Here is a 15,740-nt window from a genome sequence, read left to right as displayed (position 1 = left end):
ATAGGTCAGAAATCCCCACTGCTTTTATCATTCTGTTTATTATCTCTCATCAAAAGGTACAAAATCTGCATGATGCCCCACATACTTATAAGCAGGACGGATGATCTTATTGGCACTGATCAGCTCTTCCAGACGATGTGCACTCCAGCCAGGCATACGTGCGATGGCAAAGATCGGAGTAAAAAGTTCTTCCGGAATACCAAGCATTGAGTAAACGAAGCCACTGTAGAAGTCAACATTTGCGCAAACATTTTTGAACAGCTTTCTGTGTTCCATGACCAGTTTTCCGGCAATACCCTCAACCTTATCATAGAGTTTAAATTCATCTATCATTCCTTTTTCCTCTGCAAGAGCCTGTGCAAAACGTTTCAGGATCACTTCTCGCGGATCGGAGAGTGTATAAACTGCATGTCCCATACCATAGATCAGACCTGCATGATCAAATGCTTCTTTATTCAGTATTTTCTGCAGATATGCCGTGATCTCCTCATCACTTTCCCAGTCCTTTACATTGGCCTTCAGATCTGTAAACATGTTCTGGACCTTCAGGTTGGCACCACCATGACGCGGTCCCTTCAGTGAACCGATGGATGCAGAGGTAGAAGAGTAGCTGTCTGTTCCGGAAGATGTTACTACATGTGTGGTAAAAGTAGAGTTATTACCACCGCCGTGCTCTGCATGAAGTACAAGTGCGATATCAAGGACCTTGGCCTCAAGCTCTGTATAATTGCCATCCGGACGAAGCATCAGAAGGATATTCTCGGCAAGTGAAAGCCCCTTCTGCGGATTGCGGATAAAAAGTGTCTCGTCTTTACGGAAATGACGGTATGCGTGATAGGAGTAAACCGCGATTTCAGGAAGCTTAGCGATCAGTTCCAGAGACTGGCGGAGTACATTCTCCACAGAAATATCTTCCGGGTTATCATCATATGTATAGAGAGCAAGTACGCAGCGCTCCATAGCATTCATAATATTGGCATTGGTTCCCTTCATGACAACGTCACGGACAAAACGTCCTCCCAGATCCTCCATGTCAGAAAGAAGCTCAAGAAATCTGGAAAGCTCTTCCTTGCTGGGAAGCTTACCGAAAATCAGAAGATAGATCGTCTCCTCAAAACCAAAACGTCTGTCCTTCAGTCCGTTTACGATATCCTGCACATCGATTCCCCGGTAATACAATGCACCGTCTGCAGGAATACGTCTGCCATTGACCAGCTTATAGCCGGTAACATCGGAAATCTCAGTAAGACCTGTGAGAACACCTTTACCTGCGGAATCACGAAGTCCTCTTTTTACATCGTATTCCACATAAAGGTTGGGATCGATGTGATGATTCTCTACCAGTTCCTTTTCAAAGAATTTCATTCTGCCTTTCAGCTGTTCGGAGTCCTCCAGACTCATCATTTCATGCTTTTTTTCCATAATCTTTTTCCTCGTTTCCCCATTGTATATTAAAAAACACTGATACAGTTAAGATTGGTTACATCTTTGTAATCAGTGTTCGGGTATGGCATACATTTGTGTTTACCTGGTTAATAATTCTACAGTAAAAGTTTCGAAAATGCAAGAGGGTATTTCTTTTTTTCGTGTATAAATATTCATAATATGACCTAATTCATCTATTATTACATTTATTCATCAAAATCCGTCTGGTTTCCACAACGAATCTATGTTATGATTATTCCGTAATTTTTCTTATAATAGTAGTTTGTTTCACATCGGACTGCTGCCGCCTATCTCTTTCTCTTGCTGTCGGAATCGGATTCACCACAGCAAGTGAGAGCGGGATCTGGGATATTTTCCCGTCGATCATACAGTCCGTTTTTGCGTAAAATGTAGTTGCTGTTGTATTTATCATATCCATTGTTTTAAGCTGTATCCTGCCTGAAAACATGGACATTGAAAAGATCAAGGAATAGGGATGTAAAAATGTTTAAAATTCTCATTGCGGAAGATGACCTGGAACTCCGCCAGCTTTTCCGGCATGTCCTCTTAAAAAACGGTTATACAGTAAAAGGGGTCTCTGACGGGCAGGAAGCGCTGGATGTCCTGGAAAAAGATTATTACGATCTGATCATTTCGGACATAATGATGCCCAACATGGATGGCTATGAACTGGTCCGCTCACTCAGAGATGCCGGAGATTCCATTCCTGTACTTATGGTCACTGCCAAAGATGCTTTTGATGATATGCGTATGGGATTTCTGTCCGGTACCGATGATTATATGGTGAAACCGGTCAATATCAATGAACTGGTTTTGCGGGTAGGTGCACTTCTCCGCAGAGCACAGATGATCAATGAGCGGAAACAGCGAATCGGAGATACCATTTTGGAGTGCGATTCCCTGACGGTCTCCACCTCCTCGGAAAGTATGGTACTTCCTCAGAAAGAATTCATGCTCTTATATAAGATGGTTTCTTTTCCGGGAAAAATCTTTACCCGGCAACAGCTTATGGATGATATCTGGGGATATGATTCCGCAAGCGATGCCCACACAGTAGATGTCCACATTGGAAGGCTTCGGGAACGCTTTCGCGATAATCCGGATTTTAAGATCGTGACGATCCGTGGAGTTGGATATAAGGTGGTAAAGGCATGAAAAAGAAACTCTTCATAAATTTAAGCATTCGTTTACGTTTTATCTTTATGATCATGTTGGAGCTTGTCTGTGTATCTCTGATATCCTGGCTTGTTATGGATGTACTGCATATTTCAGCTGTTCCGAACATCGTATGGATCATCCTGGCCAGCGTGACCGCAGGGGGTGTCCTTAACAACTTTCTCAGTATCCGGTATTTCGGTCCTGTACTAAAGCTGAAAAAAGCCATGCAACAGGTTGCTGAAGGCGATTTTTCCGTCCGACTGGAAACGGAAAAGCAAATGAAGGAAATCCGGGATATTTATTCTAATTTCAACCTGATGGTCCAGGAACTGGAAGCAACGGAGATTCTGCAGACAGACTTTGTTTCCAATGTTTCCCACGAATTCAAAACTCCCATCAGTGCTATTGAGGGTTATGCAACTCTGCTGCAGGATGATGACATGCCTATATCAGAAGAGCAGGAGCAGTACATCAGCAAAATCCTTTTTAACACCAGAAGGCTTTCCCACCTGGCAGGAAATATCCTGTTGCTGTCCAAGATCGAACACCAGTCGATCCAGACCCGTCAGAACTGGTACCGTCTGGATGAGCAGATCCGACAATCCATTGTTATGATGGAACCGAAATGGTCAGAAAAAGAAATTGAATTTGATGTGGACATGATGGATGTGGAGTATCTTGGAAACGAAAATCTCATCTGTCATGTATGGGACAATCTGCTTTCCAATGCTATCAAATTCAGTCCCTGTGGTGGTACGATCTATATCCGGATGATGCCGGAAGGAGAAAAGATTCGTTTTTCCATAGAAAACGAAGGCCCCCAGATCAGTGAATACTCCATGAAACATATCTTTGACAAATTTTACCAGGGCGACAGTTCCCATAAACAGGAGGGAAACGGTCTTGGACTTGCCCTTGTAAAACAGATCCTGAACCTGTGTAAGGGAACCGTTTCCGTGGAAAATATTCCCGGAAGCGGCTGTCGTTTTACTGTTATACTGTAAAACAAATATTTTACACATATCCATAAAACCAAAAAACAGCGGACACCTTATTTTTCATGAGGTTCTTCCGTTGTTTTTTATTTATATAAACTTTTTCATAAACTTCAACAATTGTTGAGAAACAGTTGATGTTAAGTTGCAGATCATCTTTTAAAGTATAGGATAGTTATTTATGAAAAAATACAGGAGATATGGACTATGTTATTAAAAAAAGCACCTGCCTACCGGAAAGCAGAAAAGGAAGATTTTTCAATAATCCGGGAATTTATCCGAAGAAATTATAAAGACCGCTGGGAGTTTGAGGAAACACATACCGAAAAACATCTGACCAGACTTTTCTTTTACACCTATATGATATACAGAGATAGCGTTACCGTGGCAACCTACCGTGATCAGGTAGTTGGGGTGCTCATTACCGGTAAAGAATCTCATGGCCATTTTGCCCCGGTTTTCCGTTTGAAAAAAGGCTATCATTTCCTGCGCCTGAAGTTTACTAAGGAAGGCCGGAAGAATCTGGAGCATTTTAACAAACTTCAGGATATGAAAAAACAATTGACTGTTTCCCCGGAGAAACCGACTCCCGGAAATATCCTCTTTCTTTATGTAAGCAAAGATTACCGTAGAAACGGAATCGGTACCGGGCTTCTCAAACAGATTTCAATAGAGAAGGATACGGATTATTCCATATATATGGACCAGCTGGATCAAAGAACCTTTATGGAAAGTCATGGTTTCGTAAAGAAAAACGAGGTTTCCCAGATGCGGGAGCTGAACAAAAAACGCTTCCGTGAAAGTGTAGCTCTTTATAAAAAAGAACCGCGTTGCGAAACACATTCATAAATTACGCAGGAGATAAATGGAAAATGAAAAAAATTGGAATCATGGCTGACAGCCACAGTGGCATTTTAAAACAAGAAGCAGAGGAACTGGATATTCATGTCCTTCCCATGCCTTTTTATCTGAATGGAGAACTGTTTCATGAAGACCTGGATTTTTCCAGAACAGGATTTTATGAGAAGCTGCGTGAAGGAGCAGATGTTTCAACTTCACAGCCTTCCCCACAGGAAGTTATGGAAATGTGGGACGAAATGCTTTTATCTTATGATCAGATCCTCTACATTCCGTTGAGCAGTAGTTTAAGCGGTTCCTGCATGACTGCTGCCGCCTTGTCTCAGGAACCAAAATACGAAAACAAAGTGTATGTGGTAGATAACGGGCGTGTTTCCACACCCCTTCACCGTTCCATTCTGGATGCGATAGACCTGGTGGAAGATGGATATACAGCACCGCAGATCAAGGATATTCTGGAAGCTTCCCGTGAAAAAACCGTGATCTATGTCGGATTAAGTACACTGGAATATCTGAAAAAGGGAGGCCGTATCAATACCACCACAGCACTGGCCGCAAATCTTCTCAATATCAAACCGGTTATGAAATTTGGAACCGGTAAACTGGATGTTTTCCAGAAATGCAGAGGCATGAAAAAATCAAGAAAAGCCATGATCGATGCTATGCACAGAGAATTGGAAACAACTTTCAAAAAAGAATATGATGCCGGAAAAGTATATCTTATGGCTGCCTCCAGCAGCACTGCGGAAGTTACCGCAGACTGGATCTCACAGATCCGGGAAAGCTTTCCGGGAATGGATGTGATGTGTGATGATCTTTCCCTTGGACTTTCCTGCCATATTGGCCCGGACGGACTGGGAATCGGTTGTTCCTGCATGCCTTTATAAAAAACGTCTCAATATTTTCTGCAAATAATCCAGGGTTGTGGTATGATATTGTTATCAATACATAACAGGCAGATTTTATCTGTTATTATAGCACTTCCAACCATTCATGTTCTGCACAGCTGAACTTGATGCAGTAATTTCTGGGAGTGCTATGATCAGAAGGGAGAAATTATCATGGCAAAAACAATTAAAGAATTAACACAGGATCTTCTTCAGGCACCATCTGCATGCAAAGAAGTAAAAGAAGCGGCACAGAATTATCTGGATGCGGCAGGAACTGAGAAAGAAGCAGATGCGGCAACTGCTTACGTAAAAGAGCTGGAAGCAGATATCATGCCCATCGACGGACTGATCTCTTTTGCAGGTTCTGACATGGGCGCACAGGTATTTGGCGCAGATGACGCAAAAAAGATCCTGGCTCATGCTGAGGAGATCAAAGCTTCCGGTGCAAAATACTGTGACTGCCCAGCATGTGCAGCCTGCGAAGCACTTCTGAACAAAAAAGCAGAAATTCTGAAGTAATCACATGGCCCAGTTTGAAATTGAGATCAAGCTTCCATTAAAGAATCTTAAGGAAACCCTGAAATTTCTGACAGATCAGGGATTTCAGGAGACAGCACAGATCCAGGAAAAAGATACCTATTTTAACAGTGTCTATCATGATGTAAAAAAACGTGATGAAGCACTGCGTATCCGAACAAGCACAGACTGCAGATCCGGTATTTCTAAGACTCAGATTAATTTTAAGGGACCCAAACTGGATAAAATCTCCATGTCCCGAATGGAACTGGAAACAGAAGTATCCGATGCAGAAGTGCTTAAAAATATTCTCATCCATTTGGATTTTTCTCCGGTAGCGTCTGTCATGAAAACGCGAAAGTATATGAAATGTGGCAGATTTACCGCCTGTCTGGATCAGGTAGAGGGACTTGGAGACTTTTTGGAGCTTGAGGTGATCGCAGAGCAGGAAAGTGAGCGGAAAGAAATTTTATCCAAAATGGAAGATCTGCTTGCCATATTGGGATATCACATGTCGGACACTGTACAGACTTCTTATCTCAGTATGCTTCAGCAAAAATTAAATAAAAATCTTCTTTAAACCAGCAGGAATATTTTCGTGTGAGTATCAAAGGTACAGAATACGGAAATGTTCCTGTTTTTTCTTTTCTTACAATTCTTCGGCGTTCCAAGTTTATCTACCATACTATAAATCCCACATCACAAAGCAACATCAAACCACATTCAATGTACATGTCATTACTATTGACCACTCGTGTTTTTTGTTGCTTTATGTTTATTTTTATGTGGTTTATTGAATGTTTACAAGATTTTTTGCATTTTACATGTGGATTTATTGATATTTTTTCAAAAAAGCTCTTTACAAATCCACATAATCGGGCATATAATAAAGTCACAAACAACAAGAAAGCATATTGAAGCAATCGCAAACCCAACAATAAACCACATTTAAACACGGAGGAAATATATTATGAAAATTCTTGAATCTAAATTCGTACAGGGTTTTATCAAAATGGCAGACGATGGATATCAGCAGGGATGGCACGAGAGAAACGGTGGAAACTTAAGCTATCGTCTGAAAGCAGAAGAAGTAGAGATGATCCGTCCACGACTGAACGCACCTGGAGAATGGACCCCTATCGGTGTTGAGGTTCCGGGACTGGCAGGAGAGTTTTTCCTGGTAACAGGAAGTGGAAAATACTTTCGTAATATCATCGTTGACCCGGAAGTATGTCTTGCGATCATTGAGCTTGACGAGACAGGAACCAATTACCGTATCCGCTGGGGTCTTGTAGAGGGAGGAAGACCGACCAGCGAGCTCCCGACACATCTTATGAACCATGAAGTAAAGAAAAAGCTTACCAACGGAAGACATCGTGTTATTTATCATGCACATACCACCAATACCATTGCACTTACCTTTGTTCTTCCTCTGGATGACAAAGTATTCACCCGTGAACTCTGGGAATCTGCAACAGAGTGTCCGGTAGTATTTCCGGATGGTGTGGGAGTTATCGGATGGATGGTTCCAGGCGGAAGAGATATCGCTGTCAAAACTGCTGAACTGATGAAAAAATATGATGTGGTTATCTGGGCGCATCATGGTATGTTCTGCTCAGGCGAGGATTTCGACCTGACCTTCGGACTTCTTCATACCGTTGAAAAATCCGCAGAGATCCTGGTTAAGATCTTATCCATGGCTCCACAGAAGCTGCAGACTATCACACCGAATAACTTCCGCGCCCTTGCAAAGGATTTCAAAGTAACTCTGCCGGAAGAATTCCTTTACGAAAAGAAATAAAATCCTTCATATGCAGCAAATCCTATAATCGGTATCTCTATCTGAAACTTTATCAGAAACAACCAAATATTTGCTGATTTTTGCCGATAAATCTGGTATGATAAAAACATATCTGGTTTATCAGCAAATTAATATCAGAAAGGATATGGATAAGGTATGGAAGAATTATATAAAGCGATCGAAGAGAAGATCAAGGCAAGCGGATACCCGCGAAAGATTTCCGGAGAGGAAGTTTACGACGACATCTGCGATCAGATCGATGGGAAAGAGAATGGATGCTATGTGCTGCTTTCCAAATTTGATGATGATGTGATCTTTGAATATCATATCTCAATTATGGACAGTGAATTTAATCTGGGTGTTCTTACCATGCGTACTCCGGAAGGTGTTTTTGAGGCAGATTTTGATAAATAAGTTAAGTACGGATTTTGATTTTGGGTCATGGATATAATACAGATGTCCACAACCACTGCTTAAAGTTTTTTTGAACCCTACAGGGAATTTGAGATTTTCTTGATCTGATTAAATATGTAGAGGCAGTTAATTTACATAATTTATATTATGTGAACTAACTACCTCTATATTTATATGCAATGTATGCCAAACGAATCAGTTGCTCCGTAGTCCAATTATTCATCAGTCCTCGCGAAGGCGTACTGCCTTGGCCGCCTGACGCCGTCTGGCATCATCCAGAGCCGCATAATGCTTCTTGGTAGTATTGACATCCTTATGTCCCAAAACATCTGCTACAAGATAAATATCACCGGTTTCCTGGTACAGGGCAGTACCATAGGTGCTGCGAAGCTTATGCGGAGTGATCTTTTTTGTAGTTGTGATCTCCCTGGCATATTTTTTAACCAGATTCTCGATAGCCTGAACACCGATCCGGCGGCGTTGGGTAGAATAGAAGAGAGCGTGCTCATGGCCTGCCAGAGGCGTAATATTCTCCCTGACTTCCAGATATTTCTTCAACGCTTTTTCTACTTCAGGACCAAAGTATACAACCATTTCATTTCCGCCTTTCCGGGTAACTTTGATTCCATTGTTTTTGAAGTCTACATCCTCAACATCCAGTCCGACACATTCCGATACTCGGATCCCGGTACCAAGAAGGAGAGTAACAATAGCAAGATCTCTGTCCTTCGTTTTTTCATGGTACATCCGTTTCTGCCCGGTCAGCGTATCTCCGCAATGTTCAATATAATCCAGCAGCATGGCAACCTCATCTGTATCCAGACGGATAATATTCTTATCATGGATCTTGGGCACATCGATCAGAACAGACGGGTTGGTGGTGATCATTTCATGTTTATAATAGTAAGCATAAAAACTTCTTAAAGCAGAAATTTTACGTTTGACGCCACGTTCACCATTTGTTTCCGTTTTGGAAGAGTCGGCAGATTTATAAACTTTGAGAAATTCTTCATATTCCTCAAGATCAACAGCCTTGACCTGATCCAGAACATCAACTGTGAAATCCGACATGGTTTTGTCTTTGAACATTGGATTTTGCTCCAGTAAAAACTGGAAAAATATACGAATGTCATATGCATAGGAAATTCTGGTCTTGGTTGTAGTCGTTGCATCAATAGCCCGGAAATAATCCCTGCAAAATGGCGGAAGCGTTTTTAAAACCTCACGGAGTTTTAAAGTATTGTCAATGTCATTTTGTTCGTGGTAAGTAATTTTGTTATCCATAAAAACTCCTTAATATATAAATTTTACATAATTTGCAGGAAATACCTGAAACACCTGTTAAAAGAAGTGGTTTTACACTCATCTATATCTATACGACAAACCCGAGTTTTTCAAATAGATGGGTAGTATAAACAGCTACTTCCTACAAAATTGCCTGTTTTTGATAAATTTTCAAGTAAATAAAGTGCCTCCTTATGGAAGCACTTTTTATTATTATTTGTCGTTACCCTCTGAGGTTTTCATCAAAAATAACGGTAAACGGCCCGTCATTTTCCAAAGATACTTTCATATCTGCACCAAAAATTCCGTGTTCCACAACCGGAACCTGTTTACTGGCTTCTGAAATAATATATTCATATAATTTATTTGCTTCATCCGGTGCACCGGCTTCTATAAAGCTTGGACGGTTTCCCTTACGGCAGTTTGCATATAAGGTAAACTGTGAAACCAAAAGCAATTCCCCGTTTACATCCGCCAGGGACAAATTGGTCTTTCCATTTTCATCCTCAAAAATACGAAGTCCCAGAAGCTTTTTCAAATACCAGTCTGCATCCTCTTTGGTGTCCTCACGGCCAACGCCGATCAGAACAAGAAACCCTTTTCCGATTTTTCCGACAATTTCTCCGTCTACTTTGACTTCTGCATGATTTACACGCTGAATTACAAATTTCATAACCTGTTCTTCCTCCGTCTCCGTCTGTTTTTCTGCTTCAATCGAAAGCCTATATATTTCGCCTGAATAAATTTAACTAAAAATGTAAACATTCGTTTAATTTCATCCCAAGCCCCGGACCAGATTCTGTTTTTTTCCGCTTTTACTGTAACTTCCTGTGCTTTTGATACGGATTTTTTCACCGGCATTGGCAGGACCTTTCCGGAAACGGGGTCTACACAATCAATATCTCTATAAAACTCAGCATCTGCAGACATATCTTTTTCATCAAGACTACGTCCGATCAGCTTCCATACGGCAGCATTCAGCACAGCAAATACCGGAACTCCAACGATCATTCCCGGAACTCCAAATAAACCACCACCGACCATGATTGCAACAATAACCATAAAGCTGGACAGTCCGGTCGACTCACCCAGGATCTTTGGTCCAAGGATATTTCCGTCAAACTGCTGAAGGATCAGAATAAAGAGCAGGAAATACAAACTCTGAATGGGATCTACCAGCAAAATAAGAAGAATACATGGAACTGCTCCCAGATATGGCCCGAAAAACGGAATAACATTTGTAACACCGACGATCACACTGACCAGAATCGCATATGGGGTTCCGATGATCGATGTTCCAACATAACACAATACACCGATAATTGCGGAATCCAGGATCTTTCCGCTGATAAATCCACCAAAGGTTTTATGCGTAAAACGCATGGAATGAACAAGAAAGGTTGCCCATTTGGTTGGAAGAACTGCATAAACAGCCATTTTTGCCTTGGCAACAAATCCCTCTTTATCCGCCAGTATATAAAGAGATACGATCGCTCCAATAAGGAAATTCTTCAGAAAAACAAGAAGATCCAGAAAGCTTGCGGATATATTTTTCATCATAAACTGCATCTGGGGAAGGATCGTATTTGTCAGATACTCCTGTAATCTACTGGAATACTGATTGATCTGGCTGATCATATCCGGATTCAATTTCCATCCCTTTTCCACGACGGAGTTTAACCAGTTTTCCACTACACTTACGTAATGAGGAAAACTGTAAATAATATTCATGATGCTTCGAATCAATTGAGGAAGGATCATCATGACAAGGGCATAAATGACCAGAAACATAAGAAATACAGAAAGGATCACACAGATCCAGCGTACTACTTTCCTCCCCTTTTTCTGAAGTGTTTTATTCCTTTTTTCAAAAATCGGAAAAATGATCTTCCGCTCCAAAAAATTAACAATGGGGGTTAGCAGATATGCTATGGCAGCTCCGTAAATGATCGGCGCCATAATACCGAAAAATGTTTTAATTCCGGTGATCAGAGATTTCATATGGAAAATCCCGTAATAAAATAAAATACTGGCAGCAATAACCAGAAATGCAGTCACACCTAACTGCACATAACGATGGTTCCAACGAATTTTCATAGTAATTTCCTCCACCAGGTGATTATAACATAGCATCTCTGGTTTGTGTCTAAAAAAAACATAAACATTATTTTCCAATAACCTGCAAAGATAAATTCCGACTTCAGGGTATCGCGCTGATACAGAAAACACCCCGCCATAAAATGGCAGGGTGCCTAAAAATCTGATGTTTATTTTTTCAGGCTGTCATAAATGTGAATGGCTTCGATGATTGCCTTCGCAGTTCCATCAATGCCAAGCTTGCTGCTATCCAGACAAAGATTATAGCTGTCCGCAGATCCCCATTTCTTGTTGGTATAATAATTATAGTAGCTGGAACGGCTTTTGTCTGTTTTGTTGATCATGTCCTTAGCCTCTTTGGCATTTTTATTGTATTTCTGAGCAATACGGTTGATACGCCAGTCAAGGTTTGCATGAACAAATACACTGAAACAATCCGGATTATCTGCAAGTGCATAATCCGCACATCTGCCGACCATTACACAGGGACCTTCTGAAGCCAGCTTCTTGATTGCCTCAAACTGTGCAAGAAAAATCTTATGGTTCATAGGCATGTCTGTAAATCCGGCTGAGGAATACCCAAATGAATAAGTATCCATTACAAGAGAATAAAGAAAACTGTTTGTTGGCTTCTCATCATGATGCTCAAACAGCTCCTTGCAGATCCCACTGTCATTGGCTGCGTGCTCCAGCAGCTCTTTATCATAGCATTTGATTCCAAAATATTTAGCAACTTCCTGGCCGATCTGTCTTCCGGCGCTGCCATATTTACGACCGATAGTAATAATAGAACTTGTTGTATTGTTACTCATAACAGCCACATCCTTTCTGCTCAGATTCAGCGAATTTGCAAATATTAACTCCGCTTCCTCTTTAATATAGTTATTATACACTATATTTCACAAGTTTTCCAGTTATTTTCGAAATTTTGTCAGCAATTTAACAAAATATTCCGGAAGTGGGGCTGTAAATTCCATATATTCCCCGGTACGTGGATGAACAAATCCAAGGATCATTGCATGAAGTGCCTGTCCCTCCAGATGATAGGGATTTCTGGATGAACCATACACCGTGTCCCCAAGAAGCGGATGTCCGATACTGGCCATGTGCACACGGATCTGGTGGGTACGTCCTGTTTCAAGACGACATTCCACATACGTGGCCTCGCCAAAACGTTCCAGCACTTTGTAATGTGTTATTGCATCTTTACCATTTTTATGATTGATGGCCATTTTTTTACGATCTGTCGGATGCCGTCCAATAGGTCCCTCTATGGTTCCCTCATCCTCTTTCAGATTTCCCTGCACAACTGCCCGGTAGCGTCTGCGGATACTGTGACATTTCAGCTGTTCTGCCAGATCCCGGTGAGCAATATCATTTTTGCATACCAATAGTGCCCCGGTGGTATCCTTATCAATTCTGTGGACAATTCCAGGCCGCATCACTCCGTTAATACCGGAAAGGCTGTCACCACAATGTGCCATAACTGCATTGACCAGTGTTCCCTGATAATGCCCAGCTGCAGGATGTACAACCATCCCTTTGGGCTTATTAACGATCAGTACATCTTCATCCTCGTAAAGAATATCCAACGGAATATCCTCCGGAACGATATCCGGCTCACTGGAATCCGGGATCTCCAGATGGATCCTGTCATTTTCACGAACCTTATAATTAGATTTGGCAGCCTTCTCTCCCACGGTAATCTGTCCTTCTTTCAGAAGTTTCTGAAGGAAAGACCTGGAAAGACCGCTGTCTTTCTCAGCAAGATAGCGGTCGATTCGTATACCTGATTCTTCTTTTTCTACTATATAATCATATATTTCCATTTATATCTCCTACAAAAACAGACAAATGCATGATATATCTCTCTGCCCGGATCACTGTTTGATATTCAGAAACGCAAAATCATCATCTCTGTATTTCGTGCATACAAACAGGATCAGAAAAATTCCACTTACAACCACATAAACATCCGCAAGATTAAATACCGGAAAATCGATCAGGGAGAAATAGATAAAATCGATCACATATCCTCTGAAAAAACGATCAATAAAATTTCCCAGTGCACCAGCTGCAAGTACTGTAGCAATGGTGAGCAACGGCAGATAAAACCGCTCTTTCGGAATACGGATCCATGCATAGAGGATCACTCCCAGAAACAGTACACTCACAATGGCAAAAAAGAGTACACTTCCCTGAAACATTCCAAACGCAATTCCCCTGTTTTCCGGATAGAGATAATGAAGTTCAAGTACGCCAGGAATCAGCGAAACCGATGGTTGTCCTTTCAGATACAGATATGACAGCCATTTTGCTCCCTGATCCGCAGCCACGAGTAAGATCAGCAAAAAAATGTCCCCCGACATACACTTACTAAAAGACATTTTCTGATGATGGTTAACACGACTGATCATAGAGTTATCTCCTGAATACAGGAAAGCATTTCTTCATCGGTAACTGTTTTGTCGATAAAGCTTTTTCCGATACCATCCATCAGGATAAACCTGATATGTCCCTGTTCCATTTTTTTGTCTTTCTTTGTTGCGGAAAGAACTTCTTCCGGGATAAGACCATCTACATGCACCGGAAGATCGTAATCCGAACATCCCTGGCAGATTTCCTGATATTCTTCTTTGGTCAGAAGTCCTCGTTTCATGGAAAGATATGCCGCTGCCACCAGTCCGACTCCCACACACTGTCCGTGGAGCAGGGTGAAATTCTTAAGTTTTTCTACTGCATGCCCCACAGTATGTCCCAGGTTAAGAAGCGCACGCTCTCCCTGTTCCTTAGGATCACGTTCCACAACGCCTGCTTTGATCTCACAGCATCTGCGTACCATTCTGGCAATCTGTTCCATATCCAGCTTTTTGATCCCTTTCTGCTCACAGCATACATAGCGGAAAAAATCTCCATCACAGATCAATCCTGTTTTTAAGATCTCACCCATTCCGCAGGCAAACTGTTCTGCCGGAAGCGAAGAAAGAGTGCTTAGATTCATATATACAAGACGTGGCTGGTGAAAAGCTCCTACCATGTTTTTGTACTGCTGAAAATCTACGCCGGTTTTTCCGCCAACGCTGCTGTCTACCTGTGCAAGCAGTGTTGTCGGTACCTGAATGAAGTCAATCCCCCTGAGATAAGTTGCCGCGCCAAATCCGGTAAGGTCGCCTACCACACCACCGCCTAATGCAACAAGCAGACTTTTTCGGTCAAGACCATTTTGGATCAGGGCCTGATACAATGCCGAAACGGTATTAAGGTTTTTGTTTTTTTCTCCTGCCTCAAAGGTGAACACAGAAATATCGGAACTTACCTCACTTAAAACCTGTTTTACAGATTCTTCATACAGTGGTCCCACATTAGAATCTGTTACAATGCAGATTTTTCTGTCAACAAGTCCTTCTTCCTTCATAACCTGTGCCAGATTAGAAAAATCTTCTTCAAAACAGATGGGATAATGAAAATCACCTTCTCGTTTTACAAGTAATTTTGATGCTGTCATTGCGTTTTCCTCCTAGCTGTTCAGATATAAAGCAGAATCCGTACCCCAAGACGTCCTTTTTTTGTCTGACGGGATACTCCATCATAAATAAAACGTCCCTTTTTCCGAACGGATATGATGTCTCCCTCTTTGGGCTCATAACCATTGGATGTGATCAGTTTTCCATTTACAAAAACAAGCCCTTCTTCAATACAATGCACAATACTGCTTCTGGAAGTCCCAAAAGCCAGTGCGATCAGAGAATCCAGGCGTACGGACGCACAGGTTCCACTAACTGGTTTCAGTTCCGGCCTCGGAAGATCACCCGGATCTTCTATCTTCGACGCCACAACTGTGGTATGTCTTACACGACACAGATTCTCCAGAAAAAAATCTGTCATCTGACGCAGACAAAAAAAACTCGCAGTATGATCTTCTATAAGAATATCCCCAACAACACTCCTGTCAACCCCAAGATTCAGGATCGCTCCCAAATAATCCCGATGTGTCAGATCTTCTGAAAATTTCACTGCTTTTGGCTCAAGCCGGATACAATCAATGGGATAATCCCATGTAAAAGCAAGAGCATCAGGGTGAAAGGCTACCATCTGACGCTCTGCATTCTCATATCCGCCAAAACCTTCCGCTGTAACACCCAGCTTATGAAAATTCTGACTGTTTAAAATATTCCGTTCATTTAAATTAAGAAAATCCGTAAATGTGGTAATATCTCTCTGATAGGCCAGATTTGCCAGTTCACGGATTCTCTTAACAAAAAGTTCTTCTTTATCCATGAG

Annotated in this window: 17 protein-coding genes and 1 pseudogene; 9 read left to right on the top strand and 9 right to left on the bottom strand. The window is 41.6% G+C overall.

All coding sequences use genetic code 11. From position 1 onward, the window contains the following. Positions 1–39 precede the first annotated feature (39 nt). Positions 40–1,422: a citrate/2-methylcitrate synthase gene (locus tag LI091_RS00855; protein WP_022427281.1), complete on the bottom strand. Its 1,383-nt coding sequence runs from the start codon at positions 1,420–1,422 to the stop codon at positions 40–42. A 311-nt stretch (positions 1,423–1,733) separates the two neighbouring features. On the opposite strand from LI091_RS00855, the pseudogene LI091_RS18600 reads away from it, so the two are divergent. The 9 genes and pseudogenes from LI091_RS18600 to LI091_RS00810 all read left to right on the top strand — a co-directional run. Beyond that, a pseudogene (locus LI091_RS18600) lies at positions 1,734–1,919 on the top strand (purine permease); the annotation flags it as partial. 10 nt (positions 1,920–1,929) lie between these two features. Further along, the gene (locus tag LI091_RS00845) at positions 1,930–2,601 is read left to right on the top strand and encodes a response regulator transcription factor (protein WP_021652048.1); all 672 of its coding nucleotides are present in this window, start codon (positions 1,930–1,932) and stop codon (positions 2,599–2,601) included. Beyond that, the gene (locus LI091_RS00840; RefSeq protein ID WP_059085857.1) at positions 2,598–3,608 is read left to right on the top strand and encodes a HAMP domain-containing sensor histidine kinase; all 1,011 of its coding nucleotides are present in this window, start codon (positions 2,598–2,600) and stop codon (positions 3,606–3,608) included. The genes LI091_RS00845 and LI091_RS00840 overlap by 4 nt, the downstream gene beginning before the upstream one ends. A 198-nt stretch (positions 3,609–3,806) precedes the next feature. After that, positions 3,807–4,448: a GNAT family N-acetyltransferase gene (locus LI091_RS00835; protein ID WP_114001614.1), complete on the top strand. Its 642-nt coding sequence runs from the start codon at positions 3,807–3,809 to the stop codon at positions 4,446–4,448. Positions 4,449–4,471: 23 nt separating this feature from the next. Then, the gene (locus tag LI091_RS00830) at positions 4,472–5,344 is read left to right on the top strand and encodes a DegV family protein (protein WP_022427277.1); all 873 of its coding nucleotides are present in this window, start codon (positions 4,472–4,474) and stop codon (positions 5,342–5,344) included. Between the two features lie 174 nt (positions 5,345–5,518). Continuing rightward, positions 5,519–5,866 carry a hypothetical protein gene (locus LI091_RS00825; RefSeq protein ID WP_015525145.1) on the top strand — a complete coding sequence of 116 codons (348 nt, stop codon included), beginning with the start codon at positions 5,519–5,521 and terminating at the stop codon, positions 5,864–5,866. Positions 5,867–5,870: 4 nt separating this feature from the next. Further along, on the top strand, positions 5,871–6,443 hold the full coding sequence (gene cyaB / locus LI091_RS00820) for a class IV adenylate cyclase (protein ID WP_114001613.1): 573 nt from the start codon (positions 5,871–5,873) through the stop codon (positions 6,441–6,443). A 390-nt stretch (positions 6,444–6,833) separates the two neighbouring features. Then, positions 6,834–7,664: a rhamnulose-1-phosphate aldolase gene (gene rhaD / locus LI091_RS00815; protein ID WP_173722139.1), complete on the top strand. Its 831-nt coding sequence runs from the start codon at positions 6,834–6,836 to the stop codon at positions 7,662–7,664. A gap of 156 nt (positions 7,665–7,820) precedes the next feature. Beyond that, a complete protein-coding gene (locus LI091_RS00810; protein ID WP_265190673.1) occupies positions 7,821–8,078 on the top strand; it encodes a hypothetical protein in 258 nt (85 codons plus the stop codon). A gap of 222 nt (positions 8,079–8,300) precedes the next feature. Here the strand turns inward: LI091_RS00810 and LI091_RS00805 are convergent, their stop codons facing one another. The 8 genes from LI091_RS00805 to LI091_RS00770 all read right to left on the bottom strand — a co-directional run bounded on the left by LI091_RS00805 (position 8,301) and on the right by LI091_RS00770 (position 15,737). Continuing rightward, positions 8,301–9,362, bottom strand: coding sequence for a tyrosine-type recombinase/integrase (locus LI091_RS00805; RefSeq protein ID WP_022427274.1), 1,062 nt, complete (start codon positions 9,360–9,362; stop codon positions 8,301–8,303). 223 nt (positions 9,363–9,585) lie between these two features. After that, on the bottom strand, positions 9,586–10,035 hold the full coding sequence (gene dtd, locus LI091_RS00800) for a D-aminoacyl-tRNA deacylase (protein ID WP_015525153.1): 450 nt from the start codon (positions 10,033–10,035) through the stop codon (positions 9,586–9,588). Then, on the bottom strand, positions 10,032–11,459 hold the full coding sequence (locus LI091_RS00795) for an AI-2E family transporter (protein WP_147603575.1): 1,428 nt from the start codon (positions 11,457–11,459) through the stop codon (positions 10,032–10,034). Before LI091_RS00795 ends, dtd begins: the two co-directional genes overlap by 4 nt. Positions 11,460–11,629: 170 nt before the next feature. Beyond that, a complete protein-coding gene (locus LI091_RS00790; RefSeq protein WP_022427272.1) occupies positions 11,630–12,271 on the bottom strand; it encodes a cytidylate kinase-like family protein in 642 nt (213 codons plus the stop codon). Positions 12,272–12,373: 102 nt separating this feature from the next. Then, positions 12,374–13,288, bottom strand: a complete 915-nt coding sequence (locus LI091_RS00785; RefSeq protein ID WP_178529003.1) for an RluA family pseudouridine synthase — start codon at positions 13,286–13,288, stop codon at positions 12,374–12,376. 51 nt (positions 13,289–13,339) lie between these two features. Then, a complete protein-coding gene (lspA, locus tag LI091_RS00780) occupies positions 13,340–13,810 on the bottom strand; it encodes a signal peptidase II (RefSeq protein ID WP_242872557.1) in 471 nt (156 codons plus the stop codon). Positions 13,811–13,872: 62 nt separating this feature from the next. After that, entirely contained in the window at positions 13,873–14,964 is a 1,092-nt protein-coding gene (gene aroB, locus LI091_RS00775) for a 3-dehydroquinate synthase (protein WP_092069990.1), read from the bottom strand. 20 nt (positions 14,965–14,984) lie between these two features. Then, a complete protein-coding gene (locus LI091_RS00770; protein ID WP_021652062.1) occupies positions 14,985–15,737 on the bottom strand; it encodes a YlmH family RNA-binding protein in 753 nt (250 codons plus the stop codon). Positions 15,738–15,740 lie beyond the last annotated feature (3 nt).

Origin of the sequence: Blautia sp. MSK20_18 (genome assembly GCF_020553125.1) — a bacterium.
In the GTDB taxonomy this organism is placed as follows: Bacteria; Bacillota; Clostridia; order Lachnospirales; family Lachnospiraceae; genus Blautia_A; species Blautia_A fusiformis.
This window is presented reverse-complemented; position numbering and strand designations above follow the sequence as displayed.